Below are 13436 nucleotides of genomic sequence, written 5' to 3' on the forward strand. Positions count from 1 at the left end.
GGGAGTACCCTGAAACCGTTCTAGGTGGCCGGGGGAAGTGTTCTAGTACGGATCGAGGTGTTCGTGGCCGAGCAGGCGCCGTATCTGCGGATCGCGGCGGACCTGCGGCGCCGGATCACCGCCGGTGAGCTGCGGCCCGGCGAGCGCGTGCCGTCGACCCGGTCGCTGGTGCGCGAATGGGGCGTCGCGATGGCGACCGCGGCGAAGGCGCTGACCGTGCTGGGTGAGCAGGGCTGGGTCCGCGCGGTGCCGGGCAGCGGCACGGTGGTGAGCGACCGGACGCCGCAGAAGCCGCCGCTGGGCCGGGCGCGGCTCGTCCGGGCGGCCATCGCGCTGGCGGACGCCGAAGGCCGCGGGGCGCTGTCGATGCGCCGGCTCGCGGCCGAGCTCGGCGTCGGCCCGATGACCCTGTACCGGCACGTCCCGGACAAGGAAGAGCTGGTCCGGCTGATGGCCGACGCCGCGCTCGGCGCCGAGGAGCTGCCCGAGCCGGGCCCGGCTCGGTGGCGGCCGCGGCTGGAACTGGCCGCGCGGACGCAGTGGCGGGCCTACCGGCGGCACCCGTGGCTCGCGCCGGTGATGCTGAACTCGCTGGTGCGGCCGCCGGTGGTGCCGAGCGGGCTGCGGCTGGTCGACTGGATGCTGCGGGCGCTGACCGGCACCGGGCTGCACCGCCGGACGAGGCTGCAGGTGATCATGACGCTCAACGGCTGGGTCGGCGGCCTCGCGGTGAGCCACGCCATCGAGGTCGAAGCCGAGCAGGACACCGGCATCACCGGTTCCCAGCGTCTCGAAGCCGACATGGCCCTGCTGACCGGGCACCTCGAGTCGGGCCGGTTCCCGGCGCTCGCGGACACGATCACCGGGCTGGCCGACGTCGACCTCGACGAGGCGTTCGAGTTCGGGCTGCGGGTCCAGCTCGACGGAATCGCCGCGCTGCTGGGGGAGTCCTAGACTCACCGTGGTGCTGCTCACCACGGAACGGCTCACGCTGCACGCGTGGTCCGAAGCCTTCTTCGACGATCTGTTCGCGCTGGCCCAGGTGCCCGACACGGTCCGGTACGTCGGCACCGGCGAGCCGTGGACCCGCGAGTACACGCTCGCCAAGCACCGCGCGACACTCGAGCACTGGGCCGAGCACGGCTTCGGCTGGTTCGCGGTGTCGGCGGCGCCCGGCTCGTTCGACGGCGTGGTGGCGTTGGTGTGCCGTGACAACATCGAGTCCGGCCTCGGCCACCCCGCGGTGGAGATGGGCTGGTGGATCGCCCGGCCGTGCTGGGGCCGCGGTTACGCGACCGAGGCGACGACGGCCGTGCGCGACCACGTCTTCTCGTCCGGTTTCACCGATCGGCTGCTGGCGATCTACGAGCCGGCGAACGCGCCGTCGGCCCGGGTGGTGGCGAAACTCGGGTTCGCGCCGCACAGCACGTTCCCGGTCGCCGGCCGCTTGCAGCAACGAGCGATCCTGAACCGCCCGCGCTGAGGCCCCGACCGCCCCAATCTGGCCTTGGGGCGCGTTGGTCAAGCGGAAGCCGGGACCGGGATGTCGCCGACCCAGCGGTGGATCGCCTCCGCGAGGCCCGTGTCGTCCGTACCCGTCGTCAGCCAGGCGACGTGCCCGTCCGGCCGCAGCAGCAGCGCCCCGACGTCCGAAGTGGACTGTGCGGCGGCCACGTCGATTCCCGGTGCCCACGCGGCGAACGCGCGCTCGGAGGTCAGGTCGAGGAGGACCGGACGGCCGGGGTGCAGCAGCGCGGCGAGGTGGGTCACGTCGCCCCGCAACGGGAGGTCCGGGGCGAGGCGGCCGAGCCACGGGTGCCCGGCCGGCTCGTAGCGGGCGTCGAGGCCGGTGATGATCTCGGCCAGCGCCCGTTGCCCCGCGGGGTGCGTGGCGACGCGGCGCATCAGGTCGGCCAGCGGTTCCGCCGCCGCGGCCTCCGAGAGCGCGACCTGCGCGCGGGTGTTGGCCAGGATGTGCTCGCCCGCCGCGTGCCGCTCGGCGTGGTAAGTGTCGAGCAGGCCTTCCGGTGCGGTCCCGCGCACCGTCGCGGCGAGCTTCCAGCCGAGGTTGAACGCGTCGTCGAGCGCGACGTTGACGCCGATCGCCCCGGCCGGCGGGTGGATGTGCGCGGCGTCGCCCGCCAGCAGGACCCGGCCTTCGCGGTAGCGCTCGGCCAGCCGCGCGGCGTCGCCGAAGCGGGTCAGCCAGCGCGGTGCGCGCAGCTCGACGTGCCGGCCGAGCACCCCGTCCACCTGGGACTGGAGCAGCTCGAGCGTGACGGGCGTGTCCTTGTCCGCGGGCGGATCGTCCTCCCGCACGACGATCCGGACGTACTCCGGCCGCGGGATGACGAACAGCGTCCGGCCGTCCGGCCCGGACGAAATCCCGTACGGCAGCTCGCATTCGACGTCGCCGAGCAGCGCGAACCATCGCGCGTCGACGCCGGGGAAGCCGATCCCGGCGTGCTTGCGCACGGTGCTGCGCCCGCCGTCGCAGCCGACGAGGTACCGCGCCCGGACGGTGAGTCCATTGTGGATGTTCACGGTGACGCCGTCGGCGTCCTGCGTGAAGCTCCGCAGTTCGTGGCCGCGCAGGAGTTCCGCGCCGAGTTCGAGTGCGCGGGCTTCGAGGACCTCCTCGACGCGGGTCTGCGGGATGCCGAGGGAGAACGGGTGGTCGGTGGCGGTGCCGTCGAGCAGCAGTGGTTCCGGCAGGCCGGTCGCCGGCGCGTGCGGCACCTGGTGCCCTTCGGCGACCAGGCCTGCGGCCAGCCCGCGGCGGGCCAGCAGGTCGAGCGAGCGCGAGTTCAGGTTGAACCCGCGGCAGAACGGCGGCTTTTCCGGGTGTCGTTCGACGACGGTGACGCCCACGCCGGCCAGCGCGAGCTCGGCGGCGAGCAGCAGGCCGGCGGGGCCGGCGCCGGTGACGAGGACGTCGGTTTCGAGATCGGGCACGGTCTTCCCCTCAGAAGGTTTCGGGCCAGGGCAGGGAGCCACTGCGGATTTCGGCGGCCGTCCGGCGCGCCCAGTCGAGCTCGGCCCGCCAGGCGTGCCGGATGTACTCGACCTCGATCATGAACAGCCGCGGCGCCCCCTGGCCGACCGTGTCCGCCAGGGCCGTCTCCGCGCCTTCGACGCGTTCGGCGAGGTGGCGGGCGCGTTCTTCCAGCGCGTCGGCGGCGCGGTCCGGGCCGAGCGCGCCGAGGTAACTGACCGCCGCGACGAACTTCGGGTACTCGTCGACCGGCACGCGCACGAGCTCGTCCAGCCAGGCGACGAACTCCTGCCGGCCGAGCTCGGTGTGCGTGTAGACGGTCCGCTCCGGCCGGTTGCCCTCCCGGACCGTCTCGACCGGCTCGATCCAGCGGTGCTTGGCCAGGGACTCCACCGTGTCGTAGAGCGACCCGGGATTGATCTTGAAGCTGGAGTCCTTGTGGCGTTCGCGCAGCGTGGACGCCATTTCGTACGGGTGCATCGGGCGTTCCAGCAGGAGGCCCAGCAGGGCCAGCGCCAGGGTGTTGCGGATCTTGCGGGCTGCCATGGTCGTCAGTCGCTCCCTATTAGTCGGTTCCGACTATACGGGTCCGGTCAAGTCGGGTCGCCGACGCAGGCGAGCGGCAGGGCGGACATCCGGTAGGCCGACCCGCGGCGCGGCACCATCCTCCACAGTGGACAGCAGTCGACCTTCAACGCCGCAAGGGCGGAGCGAACGCCGCAGTTCAGCCGCTTTCGAGCCACGCCTTCGCCAGCCGTTTCGGCGCCCGGCACAACCAGGCTTCGGTGAGCACCTCGTCGAGCGTCGGCAGGTCGACGCGGTCGAGCTCGACGAGGATCGCCGGGAAGCCCTTGAAGTGCGCAGTGGTGAAGAAAACGGCCGGGTCGTCGGCGATCAGCACGTCCTTGACGCCGACGTCCGGCACGTACGCGCAGAGCACCGGCCCGGCGGGCGCCCGCTCGCCGAGCGCTTCGAGATCGCCCTTGCGCAGCGGGCGTTCCCAGGCGAAGCCCTTCTTCCCGACCTGCCAGGCCAGATACCCGCGGCCGTTCTCCTCGAGCACTTCGGGGAGCCCGCGCGCGATCCGGCCGACGTCGTCCCAACCGGCCATGGACGTCAGGGTAATCTCCTACGGTGGCCGTATGACGGGGGAGCTGAAACGGGCCCGCCTGGGGGTCTCGGTCGTGTTCGCGGTCTGCGGCGCGGCGTTCGCGACCTGGCTGGCCCGGGTGCCGGCGGTGCAGGCGCAGCTGGGGTTGAGCACCGGGCAGCTGGCGACGGGGCTGTTCGGGCTGGCCGCCGGGTCGGTGCTGGCGCTGCTCGGAGCCGGGGCACTGCTCGCCCGGATCGGCAGCCGCGCGGCCGTCGTGCTCGGCGCGGTCGTGCTGTGCGCCGGCCTGCCGCTGGTCGCGTTCGCCTGGTCGGCGCCGGTGTTCGTCGCCGCGCTGGTGGTGCTCGGCGTCGGCAACAGCCTCCTCGACGTCGCGATGAACGCGCACGCGGCGCGGGTCGAGGAGGGGTACGGCCGGCCGATCTTCGCCGGGTTCCACGCCTTCTGGAACATCGGCGGCCTCGCGGGCTCCGGCGTCGACGCGCTGATGGAGGCGGCCCACGTCCCGGTGTCGGTGCACTTCCCGATCGCCGGCGCGGTGCTGCTCGCGCTCGCGCTGTGGGCGGCGCGCACGCGGTTCCTCACCGGCGCCGACCGCGGTCAGGGCGAGGCGGCGTTCGCGTGGCCGAGCCGCGCGCTGGTGCCGCTCGGCGTGATCGCGTTCTGCGGGTTCGTCGCCGAGGGCGCGGTCAACAGCTGGAGCGCGGTGTACCTCGCCGACGTCACCGGCGCGACGCCCGCGCTGGCGTCCTTGGGCTACTTCGCCTTCTCGACCACGATGATCGCGATCCGGCTGGTCGCCGACCGGGTCGTGGCCCGGACGGGCGCGGTGCGGTTCGCGCGCGCGGCGACGACGGTCGCGGTGCTGGGGTTCGCCGTGGTCCTGCTCGCGCCCTGGCCGGTCGCCGTGATCCTGGGATTCGCGGTGGTCGGGCTCGGTGTGGCCGGGATCGTGCCGATCGCGTGGAGCGTGGCGAGCCGCAACCAGGCGGACAAGCCGGGCCAGGCGGTGGCCGCCGTCGCCGCGTGCGGTTACCTGGGGTTCCTGGTGGAGCCGGTGCTGGTCGGGGCGTTGGCGACGCGGGTCGGGCTGCACTGGGCGTTGTCGTCGGCGGTCGTGGTGACGCTCGGGATCTTCGCACTGGCGCCGTCACTGCGGGAAGCCAGCAGCAGCAGCCCTTCGGCCGACGAACTGCCCGGCGCCGCCGTGTAGACGAGCAGCCGGTGCTCGTGGCCCGGCACCGCGAGGATCTCGCAGTCGAGCTCCAGCGCGCCGGCCACCGGGTGGACGGTCCGCTTGGTCAGCGTCCGCTGCACCACGACCTCCCGCGCGGCCCACAACCGGGCGAACTCCGGGCTCTCTTCGCGCAGTTCGTCCACGAGCGACCGGACCGCCGGATCGGCCGGGTACCGCCCGCTCGCGCGCAGGTCCGCGACGCACCGCCGGGCCAGGTCCAGCCGGTTGCCGGTGATGGTGTCGCCGGTGTCGAACAGCCGGCGCAACCGGTTGCGGCGCCGCGGCGGCCAGCCGGCCGGGTCGCCGATCAGCGCGACGAGCATCCGGTTCCAGGCGACCATGTCGTAACCGGCGTCGATCACCATCGCCGGCACGTCGCCGAGGCGGTCGAGCAGCCGCAGGACGTTGGCAGGCACCTCGCGCGGCGGGGCCGCCGGCGCCGGGTGGGCCAGCCGCCGGAGGTAGGCGTGCTCGTCGCCGGTCAGCCGCAGCGCCCGCCCGAGCGCGCCGAGGACCTGCTCCGACGGCCGCGGCCCGCGGCCCTGCTCGAGCCGCACGTAGTAGTCGACGGAGATCCCGGCCAGCAGCGCCACCTCCGTGCGCCGCAACCCCGGCGTCTGGCGTCGCGGGCCGGGCACGAGCCCGACGTCGCCCGGCTGCAGCCGCGCCCGGCGGCTGCGCAGGAAACCGCTCAGTTCCACGCTGTCCACCGTGCCATCATCACCCCGCCCGGGGTGGTACCGGTCGGCCTACCCCGATCGCCCTGGTCGGGACCAGCCTGATGACATGACGATTCTGGTGACCGGAGCCCGCGGGAACATCGCCCGCGCGCTGGTGGGACAACTGCTCGACGCGGGACAGGACGTCCGCGCGGCCGGTCGGGACCCGGGCCGCGCCCGGCTGCCCGGCGGCGTCGAGGTGGTCGCGGCGGACCTGGCCCGGCCCGGGAGCTGGGACGCGGCGCTGAACGGCGTCACGAAGGTGTTCCTCTACGCCGGGACGGCCGGGCTCGGCGGCTTCCTCTCCCGCGCGGGCGGCCTGGCGCAGGTGGTCCTGCTGTCCGCGGCGGGCGCCGACCCCGCGTCGGACGACGCCATCACCCGCGCCCACGGCGAAGCCGAACAGGCCGTGCGTGACTCGGGAATCCCGTGGACGTTCCTGCGGCCCGGCGGGTTCGCGGCCAACCGGCTGCTGTGGAGCGAGCCGATCCGGACGGCCGGCGTGGTGCGCGACCCGTTCCCCGGCTCGCACTCGGCGTTGATCCACGAAGCCGACATCGCCGCCGTCGCCGTCTGCGCGCTGACGGCGTCCGGGCACTCCGGCGCGGAGTACACGCTGACCGGTCCCGAGTCGCTGACGGTGCGGCGCCAGGCCGAGCTGATCGGGCTCGCCACCGGCCGGCCGGTGCGCGTCGAAGTCCAGGACCTCGATGACTACCGCCGCGAGCTGACCACGGCGTTCGAGGCCCGTGGCCTGGGCACGGCCGGCTCGGCGGACGTCGTCGAGGCGCGGATCCGGCGGTTGGCGGCGCTGGTCGACCGGCCGCAGCCGACGACGGAGACGGTCCTCGCGGTGACCGGCCGCCCGGCGCGTGGCTTCGCCGCGTGGGCCGAGGACCACGTCGCCGCGTTCACCTGAGTGCTCAGGCTTCGTGTTCGCGCAGCAGCCTGTGGACGGCTTTCCGGTCACCTTCGATCCGGACGCGGCCGTCGCGGATCGCGGCGTCGAGGCCGGCGGGCTTTTCGAGCAGCGCGTTGAGGGTGCGCGGGTCGGTCCGGACGACGGCGTCCGGACCGGCCGGTTCGCCCGGTTCGACGGTCAGGCGCCCCGGTTCGGTACGGACCGTCCACACGCGACTGTCCAGTTCGACGTGATAGCAGGCGATCCCGTGTGGACGGGCGGAGCCGCGGAGGAACAGCAGCACCGACGTCGCGCCGAGCGTCGCGGGCTCGGGGAGGGGGACGTTCGCGGCCCACACGCCCAGCGCGAGCACGATCGGCTCCAGCTCCCGGCCCCACGCGGTCAGCTCGTAGACCGTCGAAGCCGCGGGCGGCGGCAGCGTCCGGCGGGTTACGACGCCGCGACCTTCGAGCTCGCGGAGCCGGTCGGTGACGAGGTTCGAGCTGGCGCCCGGGAGCGCGCGGCGGACGTCGGAAAACCGTTGCGGCCCCAGCAAGAGTTCGCGCACGACGAGCAACGCCCACCGCTCTCCGACGACGTCGAGCGCGCGGGCGGTGGCGCACGCGTCTCCGTAGCTGCGACTGGTCGGCATGGCGCAAATTTACCACCATGAGGTTGTTTTTAACAACTGATGCAGGCTACGGTGGGGCTCTGGACGTCGAACGGAAGGAACCGATCATGGCCGCTCCGGTCGTGCACTTCGAGATCATCGGCACCGACCCGGCCGGGCTGCGCGGGTACTACGGCGAGCTGTTCGGCTGGGAGTTCGACACGTCGGGCCCGGTGTCGGACCAGGTTTCGGAGCCGGGCAACTACGGTTTCGCGGAAACGGACGGCATCCCCGGCGGCGTGGGTGGCGGCGCGTCTTTCGCGCGGCACACGGTGTTCTACGTGGGCGTCCCGGACGTCGCGGCGGCGCTGGCGGAAGCCGAACGCCTGGGCGGCACGCGCCGGATGGGCCCGGACCGCGCGCCTGACCGCGACCTGGTGGTCGCCCACTTCACCGACCCGGAAGGCAACCTGATCGGCCTCGCCGGCCCGGCCTGACCGAGCTCAGTCCTCCTCGGCCGTGCCTTGGACGTCGGCCCGGCAGGCCTCCAGGAACCGTTCACCCGCTTCGCTGATCCCCGTCAGCACCCGGTCGAGACTTTCCCGCCGCACCACCGGTTCCTCGACGTCCAGCTCGGCGAGGACGCCGTTCACACCGTTGCGGGCCGCCTTCCACAGTTCCTTGCCGCGCCGGCGGGGTTCCTCGGTGCCGAACAGCTCGACTTGGTTGTAGGCCTTGCGAAGCTCGCCACGGCGTTCGCGCCACCGGGCCTCGACCACCTTCCGGTTCTCCAGCAGCTCGGGGAACTCCGCCCGGATCAGCTGGAACGCCTCCTCGCTCGCCGTCGACAGGCTCGCGTACGCCTTGACGCGCTCGTCGCGCAGCCAGTTGGCCTGGTCCGTCGCTCGCTTCTGCGCTTCGGCCCGCTGGGTCGCCTTCAGCTTGCGGCCCTCCACGAACGTGGTGGTCAGCAGGGTCAGCACGACCCCGCCGAGCGTCGCGCCGACGGTGATCAGCTGCGTGGTCGTCCCCGAGTCCATGCCGGGATCATCCCAGGGCGTCGTAAACCGCCCGGACGTACGTGCCGCTGCGGTCGGAGCCGATGACGCCCGGACCCATCCGGTTCATCATGTAGGAGATCGTCAGCCGCCGGTCGAGGTCCATGATGATCATCGAACCGCCCCAGCCGCCCCAGAAACAGACGCGGCCGTCCGGGATCCACGGCACCGTCTCGCGCAGCGGCAGCCCGTAGCCGATGCCCCAGCGCAGCGGGACGCCGAGCCCGAGGTCGACGCCGTTCGCCTGCTCCTCGAAGATCACGTCGATCGTGTCGGGGCCGAGTAGGCGGACGCCGTCGACCGTGCCGCCGCGGGCGAGCGCCGACAGCATCCGCGCGACCGACCGCGCGTTGCCGTGCCCGTTCACCGCGCCGAGTTCCGCGCGGCGCCACGCCGGCGTGTTGGCGACGTTCGCGTCGATGACCGGCCCGGTCAGCGTCTTGACGAGCACGTTGTCCGGGCCCAGCGCGTCGAGGTCGAACTGCGCTGGTGGCGGCGGGACGACGTCCGCGATCCGGCCCCAGTCCGCTTCGGCGGCCCCGATCTGGAAGTCCGCGCCCAGCGGCCCGGCGATCTCCTCGGCGACGAACGCCTTCAACGGCTTCCCGCTCACCCGCCGCACGACCTCGCCGACCAGGTGCCCGAAGTTCGCCGCGTGGTAACCCGAAGCCGTGCCCGGCGCCCACCACGGCGCCTGCTCCGCCATCCGGGCCGTCGACGTCTCCAGGTCGTAGAGGTCCTCGACGACCGCGGGCCGGTCGAGCCCGGAGACGCCGGACGTGTGCGACAGCAGGTGCCGGACCTCGACGTCCTCCTTGCCGTTGGCCGCGAACTCGGGCCAGTACCTCGCGACCGGCGCGTGGACGTCGAGGTCGCCGCGGTCGACGAGCATCAGTGCGGCCAGGCTGGTCACGGTCTTCGTCGTCGACCACACGTTGGTGATGGTGTGCTCGTCCCACGTGCGGGTCTGGGCCTGGTCGCGGAAGCCGCCCCAGAGGTCGACGACGACTTCGCCGTCGAGGTCGACGACGAGGGACGCGCCCAGTTCCTCGCCGGAGTCGACGTTCTTCTCGAGCGCGGCGCGGACGTCGTCGAAGCGGTCGTCGTGCGTTCCGTGGATGTCGGTCATGCGAGCTACGTTAAAACCTGACATTGACGTCAGGGGCAAGGGTGCATGCCGTGCGCGTCACCGATCCGACGTCCACCCGGGACCGCGCGGAGACGATCATCACGATTTCCGGCAAGTCATGGGCGGCCGGAAAGCCTTGCGTTATCCCGGATCGAGGTCCCGCGCCCGGTCGATGGCCATCATGTTCTCCTCCGCCCAGTCCCGCAGCGCGGCGAGCGGCACTTCGAGCGACCGGCCCAGGTCCGTCAGCCGGTAGTGCACCTTCGGCGGCACTGTCGCCTCGACGCGGCGCGCGACCAGGCCGTCACGCGTGAGGCTCTGCAGGGTCACCGAAAGCATCTTCTGCGAGACGCCCGGCATCCGCCGTTGCAGCTCGGCGAACCGCACCTCGTCCGGCTCGGCCTCGGCCAGCACCTTGACCGCCATCGACGTCCACTTCGTGCCGATCCGGTCCAGCAGCCGGCGCGTCGGGCATTTCGGGTCGAAGAGGTCGCCTCTCCCGGAGGGGGTCACCTGGAGCTCACCACCTGTCGTGAAAGTGCCTTCTTGGCTCTGCGGACGCTGTTACCTACCGTTTGCTGGTAACCAATGGTAACCGCCGAGGAGGCAGCGTGCGCGAGTATCGGGTCGAGGCGAACGGCATCAAGATCAACGTCGCCGACGCCGGGGAAGGGCCCGCGGTCCTGCTGCTGCACGGCTTCCCGCATACGTGGCGGCTCTGGTCGGCGGTCATCCCGCACCTGGCCCGCCACCACCGCGTCCTCGCGCCGGACCTGCGTGGTCTCGGCGCGACCACCCGCGCCGACGGCGGCTACGACGCCGCGAACCTCGCCACGGACGCCGAGGCCCTCCTCGACGCGCTGGGCGAGCCGACGGCGGCGGTCGTCGGCATCGACGCGGGCGCCCCGCCCGCGTTCCTGCTGGCGACGCGACGCCCCGAACGTGTCCGGCGGCTCGTGCTGATGGAGTCGCTGCTCGGGCGCCTGCCCGGCGCCGAAGCCTTCCTCGCCGGCGGGCCGCCGTGGTGGTTCGGCTTCCACGCCGTGCCCGGCCTCGCCGAGACGGTCCTGGCCGGCCACGAAGCGGACTACATCGGCTGGTTCCTCGACGCCGGCACGCGAGACCGTGAGGTACCACCGGAAATCCGCACGCACTTCGCCGCCGCGTACACCGGCCGCGAATCCCTGAGGTGCGCGTTCGAGCACTACCGCGCCATGCCCGCGAGTGCCGCGCAAATCGCCGGGGCCGGTCGTCTCACGGTGCCGGCCTTGGCGATCGGTGCCCATCCGGTCGGTGACACCCTCGCGCGGCAGCTGCGGCCGATCGCCGAAGATCTCACGGAGCACCTCGTCGAGGACTGCGGCCACATCGTCCCGCTGGACCGCCCGGATGTTCTCGCGCCGCTGCTGACGTCGTTCCTTGACCTCGACCTAGCTGGAGCTTCAAGACTGGCACCATGACGATCTGGATCTGCGGAACCTGCGGGGTCGAGCACCCCGACACCGAACGACCCCCGGCCGGCGCGTGCGCGATCTGCGCGGACGAACGGCAATGGGTGCCTGCCTCCGGTCAGGTGTGGACGACGCTGGACAAGCTCGCGGCCGACAGCCGCGAAGGGGTGCACCACGAACTGGAACCGGGCCTGCACCGGTTCAACCGCGAACCGCCGTTCGGCATCAACCAGTGGACGCACCTGGTGCGGACCGCCGAAGGCAACCTGCTGTGGGACCCGCCGAACCACCTCGATCCGGCGCTGGTCGCGAAGATCGAGGAGCTGGGCGGGGCCGCGGTGATCGTGGCCAGCCACCCGCACATGTACGGCTCGCAGGTCAGCTGGAGCCACCGGCTCGGCCGCGTCCCGGTGCTGGTGCACCGCGCCGACCGGAAGTGGGTGCGGCGGGAGGACCCGGTGCTGCGGGAGTGGTCCGGCACCGAGCGGATCCTGCCCGGCGTGACGCTCGTCGAGGCGGGCGGCCACTTCCCCGGCGCCGCGGTGGCTCACGTCGCGAACGACACCGGCGGCGTGCTGCTGACGGGCGACACGATCGTGCCTGTCGCCGACGCGGGGTGGGTGACGTTCATGCGCAGCTACCCGAACAAGATCCCGCTTTCCGCGGGACTGGTGCGGCGGATCGTCGACCGGCTCGAACCGTACGAGTTCGACCGCGTTTACGGCCTGCTGGGCGGCACGGTCCTCGGGGACGCCAAAGGCGCGGTGCGCAGATCCGCGGAGCGCTACATCGGCTGGGTGAGCGGGGCGAACGACCACCTCGGCTGACCGGCAGTGGCGTTGACTCATTTCCTCGCCCCCTTCAATTTATAGCCGACCCCGGGGCTTGCGGCAAGGCCGGGGTGTTGCTCCACAATGGCCCGCCGTAAGCCGGGAACAGGGGAAATGGGGATTCTGCAGTGCGTGTTTTGCTGACGACGTGGGGATCGCGCGGGGACGTCGAACCGCTGGTGGGGCTCGCGGTGGCGGTGCGGGAACTGGGGGCGGAGGCGCTGGTGGCGGCGCCGCCGGACGACGATTTCGGGGCGCTGCTGGAGCGGGCCGGTGTACCGCTGGTGCCGCTCGGCCCGACGGTGCGTTCGGTGGTCGCCAACCCGAAGCCGCCGACGGGGGAGGACGCGTTCAAACTCGCTCCGGCTTTGGTCGCCGCGCGGTTCGAAACGCTCGGCGCGGTGGCGGAGGAATGCGACGTGTTGCTGGCGACCGGCCTGTTGCCGGCCGGTGCCCGCGATGTGGCCGAAAAGGCGGGCATCCCGTACGTGTACGCGTGTTTCCACATCTTCGGGCTGCCGTCGCGGCAGTTCGCGCCGGGGATCCGGCCGGGAACGCCGTCCCCGGACGAGGAGACCGACCTCGAGGTGCGGTGGGCGCAGGACGCCGAGCGGGTGAACGCGTTGTACGGCCCGGCGTTGAACAGCGGGCGGGCGGCGATCGGCCTGCCACCGGTCGACAACGTCCGCGACCACGTGTTCACCGACCGGCCGTGGCTGGCGGCGGACCCGGCGCTGTGCCCGTCCGAGGGCATGACGAACTTCGACCTCGTGCAGACCGGGGCGTGGATCCTGCCCGACGACCGGCCGCTGCCGGAAGACCTGGAGGCGTTCCTGGACGCCGGCGAACCGCCGGTGTACGTGGGCTTCGGCAGCATGGCCGCGTACGCCCCAGCTGGCATCGCCCAGGTGGCCACCGAGGCGGCCCGCGCGCAGGGCCGCCGGGTGGTCCTCGGCCGCGGCTGGGCCGGCTTGTCCGCGATCGACGACGCCGACGACTGCTTCGTCGTCGGCGAAGTCAACCAGCAGGCGCTGTTCCGCAAGGTGGCCGCGGTCGTCCACCACGGCGGCGCGGGCACCACCACCACGGCCGCAAGAGCCGGCGCGCCCCAAGTGGTGGTGCCCCGGATCGCGGACCAGCCCTACTGGGCGGCCCGGGTCGCCGAGCTGGGCATCGGCGTGGCGCACGAAGGTTCGACACCGACGGTCGAGTCGCTGTCAGCCGCGTTCGCCACAGCGTTGGCACCCGGGATGCGGACGCGAGCCCAGGCGGTAGCCGGCACGATCCGCGACGACGGGGCGACGGCAGCCGCGAAGACGCTCCTGGAGGTCGCGGGCAAGAAACGTCCGTGACGGCACGGCTGGGCCGCGCATCGCACCCAGCGACGCGCGGCCC

The 13436-nt window shown here is 72.7% G+C and carries 15 protein-coding genes and 1 pseudogene; 8 read left to right on the top strand and 8 right to left on the bottom strand.

The features are described 5' to 3' along the window. Positions 1-57 precede the first annotated feature (57 nt). Together OHS18_RS39145 and OHS18_RS39150 are read left to right on the top strand one after the other, a co-directional pair. Positions 58-954 carry a TetR/AcrR family transcriptional regulator C-terminal domain-containing protein gene (locus tag OHS18_RS39145; RefSeq protein ID WP_328614182.1) on the top strand — a complete coding sequence of 299 codons (897 nt, stop codon included), beginning with the start codon at positions 58-60 and terminating at the stop codon, positions 952-954. 10 nt (positions 955-964) lie between these two features. After that, on the top strand, positions 965-1483 hold the full coding sequence (locus tag OHS18_RS39150) for a GNAT family N-acetyltransferase (protein WP_328614183.1): 519 nt from the start codon (positions 965-967) through the stop codon (positions 1481-1483). 38 nt (positions 1484-1521) lie between these two features. Here OHS18_RS39150 and OHS18_RS39155 read toward each other — a convergent pair whose 3' ends face one another. The 3 genes from OHS18_RS39155 to OHS18_RS39165 all read right to left on the bottom strand — a co-directional run bounded on the left by OHS18_RS39155 (position 1522) and on the right by OHS18_RS39165 (position 4106). Then, a complete protein-coding gene (locus OHS18_RS39155; protein ID WP_328614184.1) occupies positions 1522-2955 on the bottom strand; it encodes an FAD-dependent monooxygenase in 1434 nt (477 codons plus the stop codon). Between the two features lie 10 nt (positions 2956-2965). Then, positions 2966-3541, bottom strand: a complete 576-nt coding sequence (locus OHS18_RS39160) for a PadR family transcriptional regulator (RefSeq protein WP_328443870.1) — start codon at positions 3539-3541, stop codon at positions 2966-2968. Positions 3542-3719: 178 nt separating this feature from the next. Continuing rightward, positions 3720-4106 (bottom strand): MmcQ/YjbR family DNA-binding protein, encoded by a 387-nt coding sequence (locus OHS18_RS39165; protein WP_328614185.1) that lies wholly within the window; start codon positions 4104-4106, stop codon positions 3720-3722. Positions 4107-4137: 31 nt separating this feature from the next. Here OHS18_RS39165 and OHS18_RS39170 point away from each other — a divergent pair, with 31 nt between their 5' ends. Beyond that, positions 4138-5319, top strand: coding sequence for an MFS transporter (locus OHS18_RS39170; protein WP_328614186.1), 1182 nt, complete (start codon positions 4138-4140; stop codon positions 5317-5319). A gap of 17 nt (positions 5320-5336) precedes the next feature. Here OHS18_RS39170 and OHS18_RS39175 read toward each other — a convergent pair. Continuing rightward, positions 5337-6053: pseudogene (locus tag OHS18_RS39175) on the bottom strand (helix-turn-helix transcriptional regulator); the annotation flags it as partial. Positions 6054-6129: 76 nt separating this feature from the next. On the opposite strand from OHS18_RS39175, the gene OHS18_RS39180 reads away from it, so the two are divergent. Next, positions 6130-6981 carry an SDR family oxidoreductase gene (locus OHS18_RS39180; RefSeq protein WP_328614187.1) on the top strand — a complete coding sequence of 284 codons (852 nt, stop codon included), beginning with the start codon at positions 6130-6132 and terminating at the stop codon, positions 6979-6981. Positions 6982-6985: 4 nt separating this feature from the next. Here OHS18_RS39180 and OHS18_RS39185 read toward each other — a convergent pair whose 3' ends face one another. Continuing rightward, on the bottom strand, positions 6986-7615 hold the full coding sequence (locus OHS18_RS39185) for a winged helix-turn-helix transcriptional regulator (protein WP_328614188.1): 630 nt from the start codon (positions 7613-7615) through the stop codon (positions 6986-6988). An 86-nt stretch (positions 7616-7701) separates the two neighbouring features. Here OHS18_RS39185 and OHS18_RS39190 point away from each other — a divergent pair, with 86 nt between their 5' ends. Further along, complete coding sequence (locus OHS18_RS39190; protein WP_328614189.1) at positions 7702-8070, top strand: VOC family protein; 369 nt, start codon at positions 7702-7704, stop codon at positions 8068-8070. A 6-nt stretch (positions 8071-8076) separates the two neighbouring features. Here the strand turns inward: OHS18_RS39190 and OHS18_RS39195 are convergent, their stop codons facing one another. The 3 genes from OHS18_RS39195 to OHS18_RS39205 form a co-directional block, all read right to left on the bottom strand. Further along, positions 8077-8613, bottom strand: coding sequence for a hypothetical protein (locus tag OHS18_RS39195; protein ID WP_328614190.1), 537 nt, complete (start codon positions 8611-8613; stop codon positions 8077-8079). A 7-nt stretch (positions 8614-8620) separates the two neighbouring features. Then, positions 8621-9760: a serine hydrolase domain-containing protein gene (locus OHS18_RS39200; protein WP_328614191.1), complete on the bottom strand. Its 1140-nt coding sequence runs from the start codon at positions 9758-9760 to the stop codon at positions 8621-8623. A 141-nt stretch (positions 9761-9901) separates the two neighbouring features. After that, the gene (locus OHS18_RS39205; RefSeq protein WP_328614192.1) at positions 9902-10273 is read right to left on the bottom strand and encodes a winged helix-turn-helix transcriptional regulator; all 372 of its coding nucleotides are present in this window, start codon (positions 10271-10273) and stop codon (positions 9902-9904) included. A 98-nt stretch (positions 10274-10371) separates the two neighbouring features. On the opposite strand from OHS18_RS39205, the gene OHS18_RS39210 reads away from it, so the two are divergent. From OHS18_RS39210 to OHS18_RS39220, 3 genes are all read left to right on the top strand, one after another. Next, positions 10372-11220, top strand: coding sequence for an alpha/beta fold hydrolase (locus OHS18_RS39210; protein ID WP_328614193.1), 849 nt, complete (start codon positions 10372-10374; stop codon positions 11218-11220). Beyond that, the gene (locus tag OHS18_RS39215) at positions 11217-12038 is read left to right on the top strand and encodes a hydrolase (RefSeq protein WP_328443850.1); all 822 of its coding nucleotides are present in this window, start codon (positions 11217-11219) and stop codon (positions 12036-12038) included. Before OHS18_RS39210 ends, OHS18_RS39215 begins: the two co-directional genes overlap by 4 nt. A gap of 131 nt (positions 12039-12169) precedes the next feature. Next, positions 12170-13393 carry a glycosyltransferase gene (locus OHS18_RS39220; RefSeq protein ID WP_328614194.1) on the top strand — a complete coding sequence of 408 codons (1224 nt, stop codon included), beginning with the start codon at positions 12170-12172 and terminating at the stop codon, positions 13391-13393. The last annotated feature ends 43 nt before the right edge of the window (positions 13394-13436 follow it).

The sequence above is a fragment of the Amycolatopsis sp. NBC_00355 genome (genome assembly GCF_036104975.1).
Lineage (GTDB): Bacteria > Actinomycetota > Actinomycetes > Mycobacteriales > Pseudonocardiaceae > Amycolatopsis.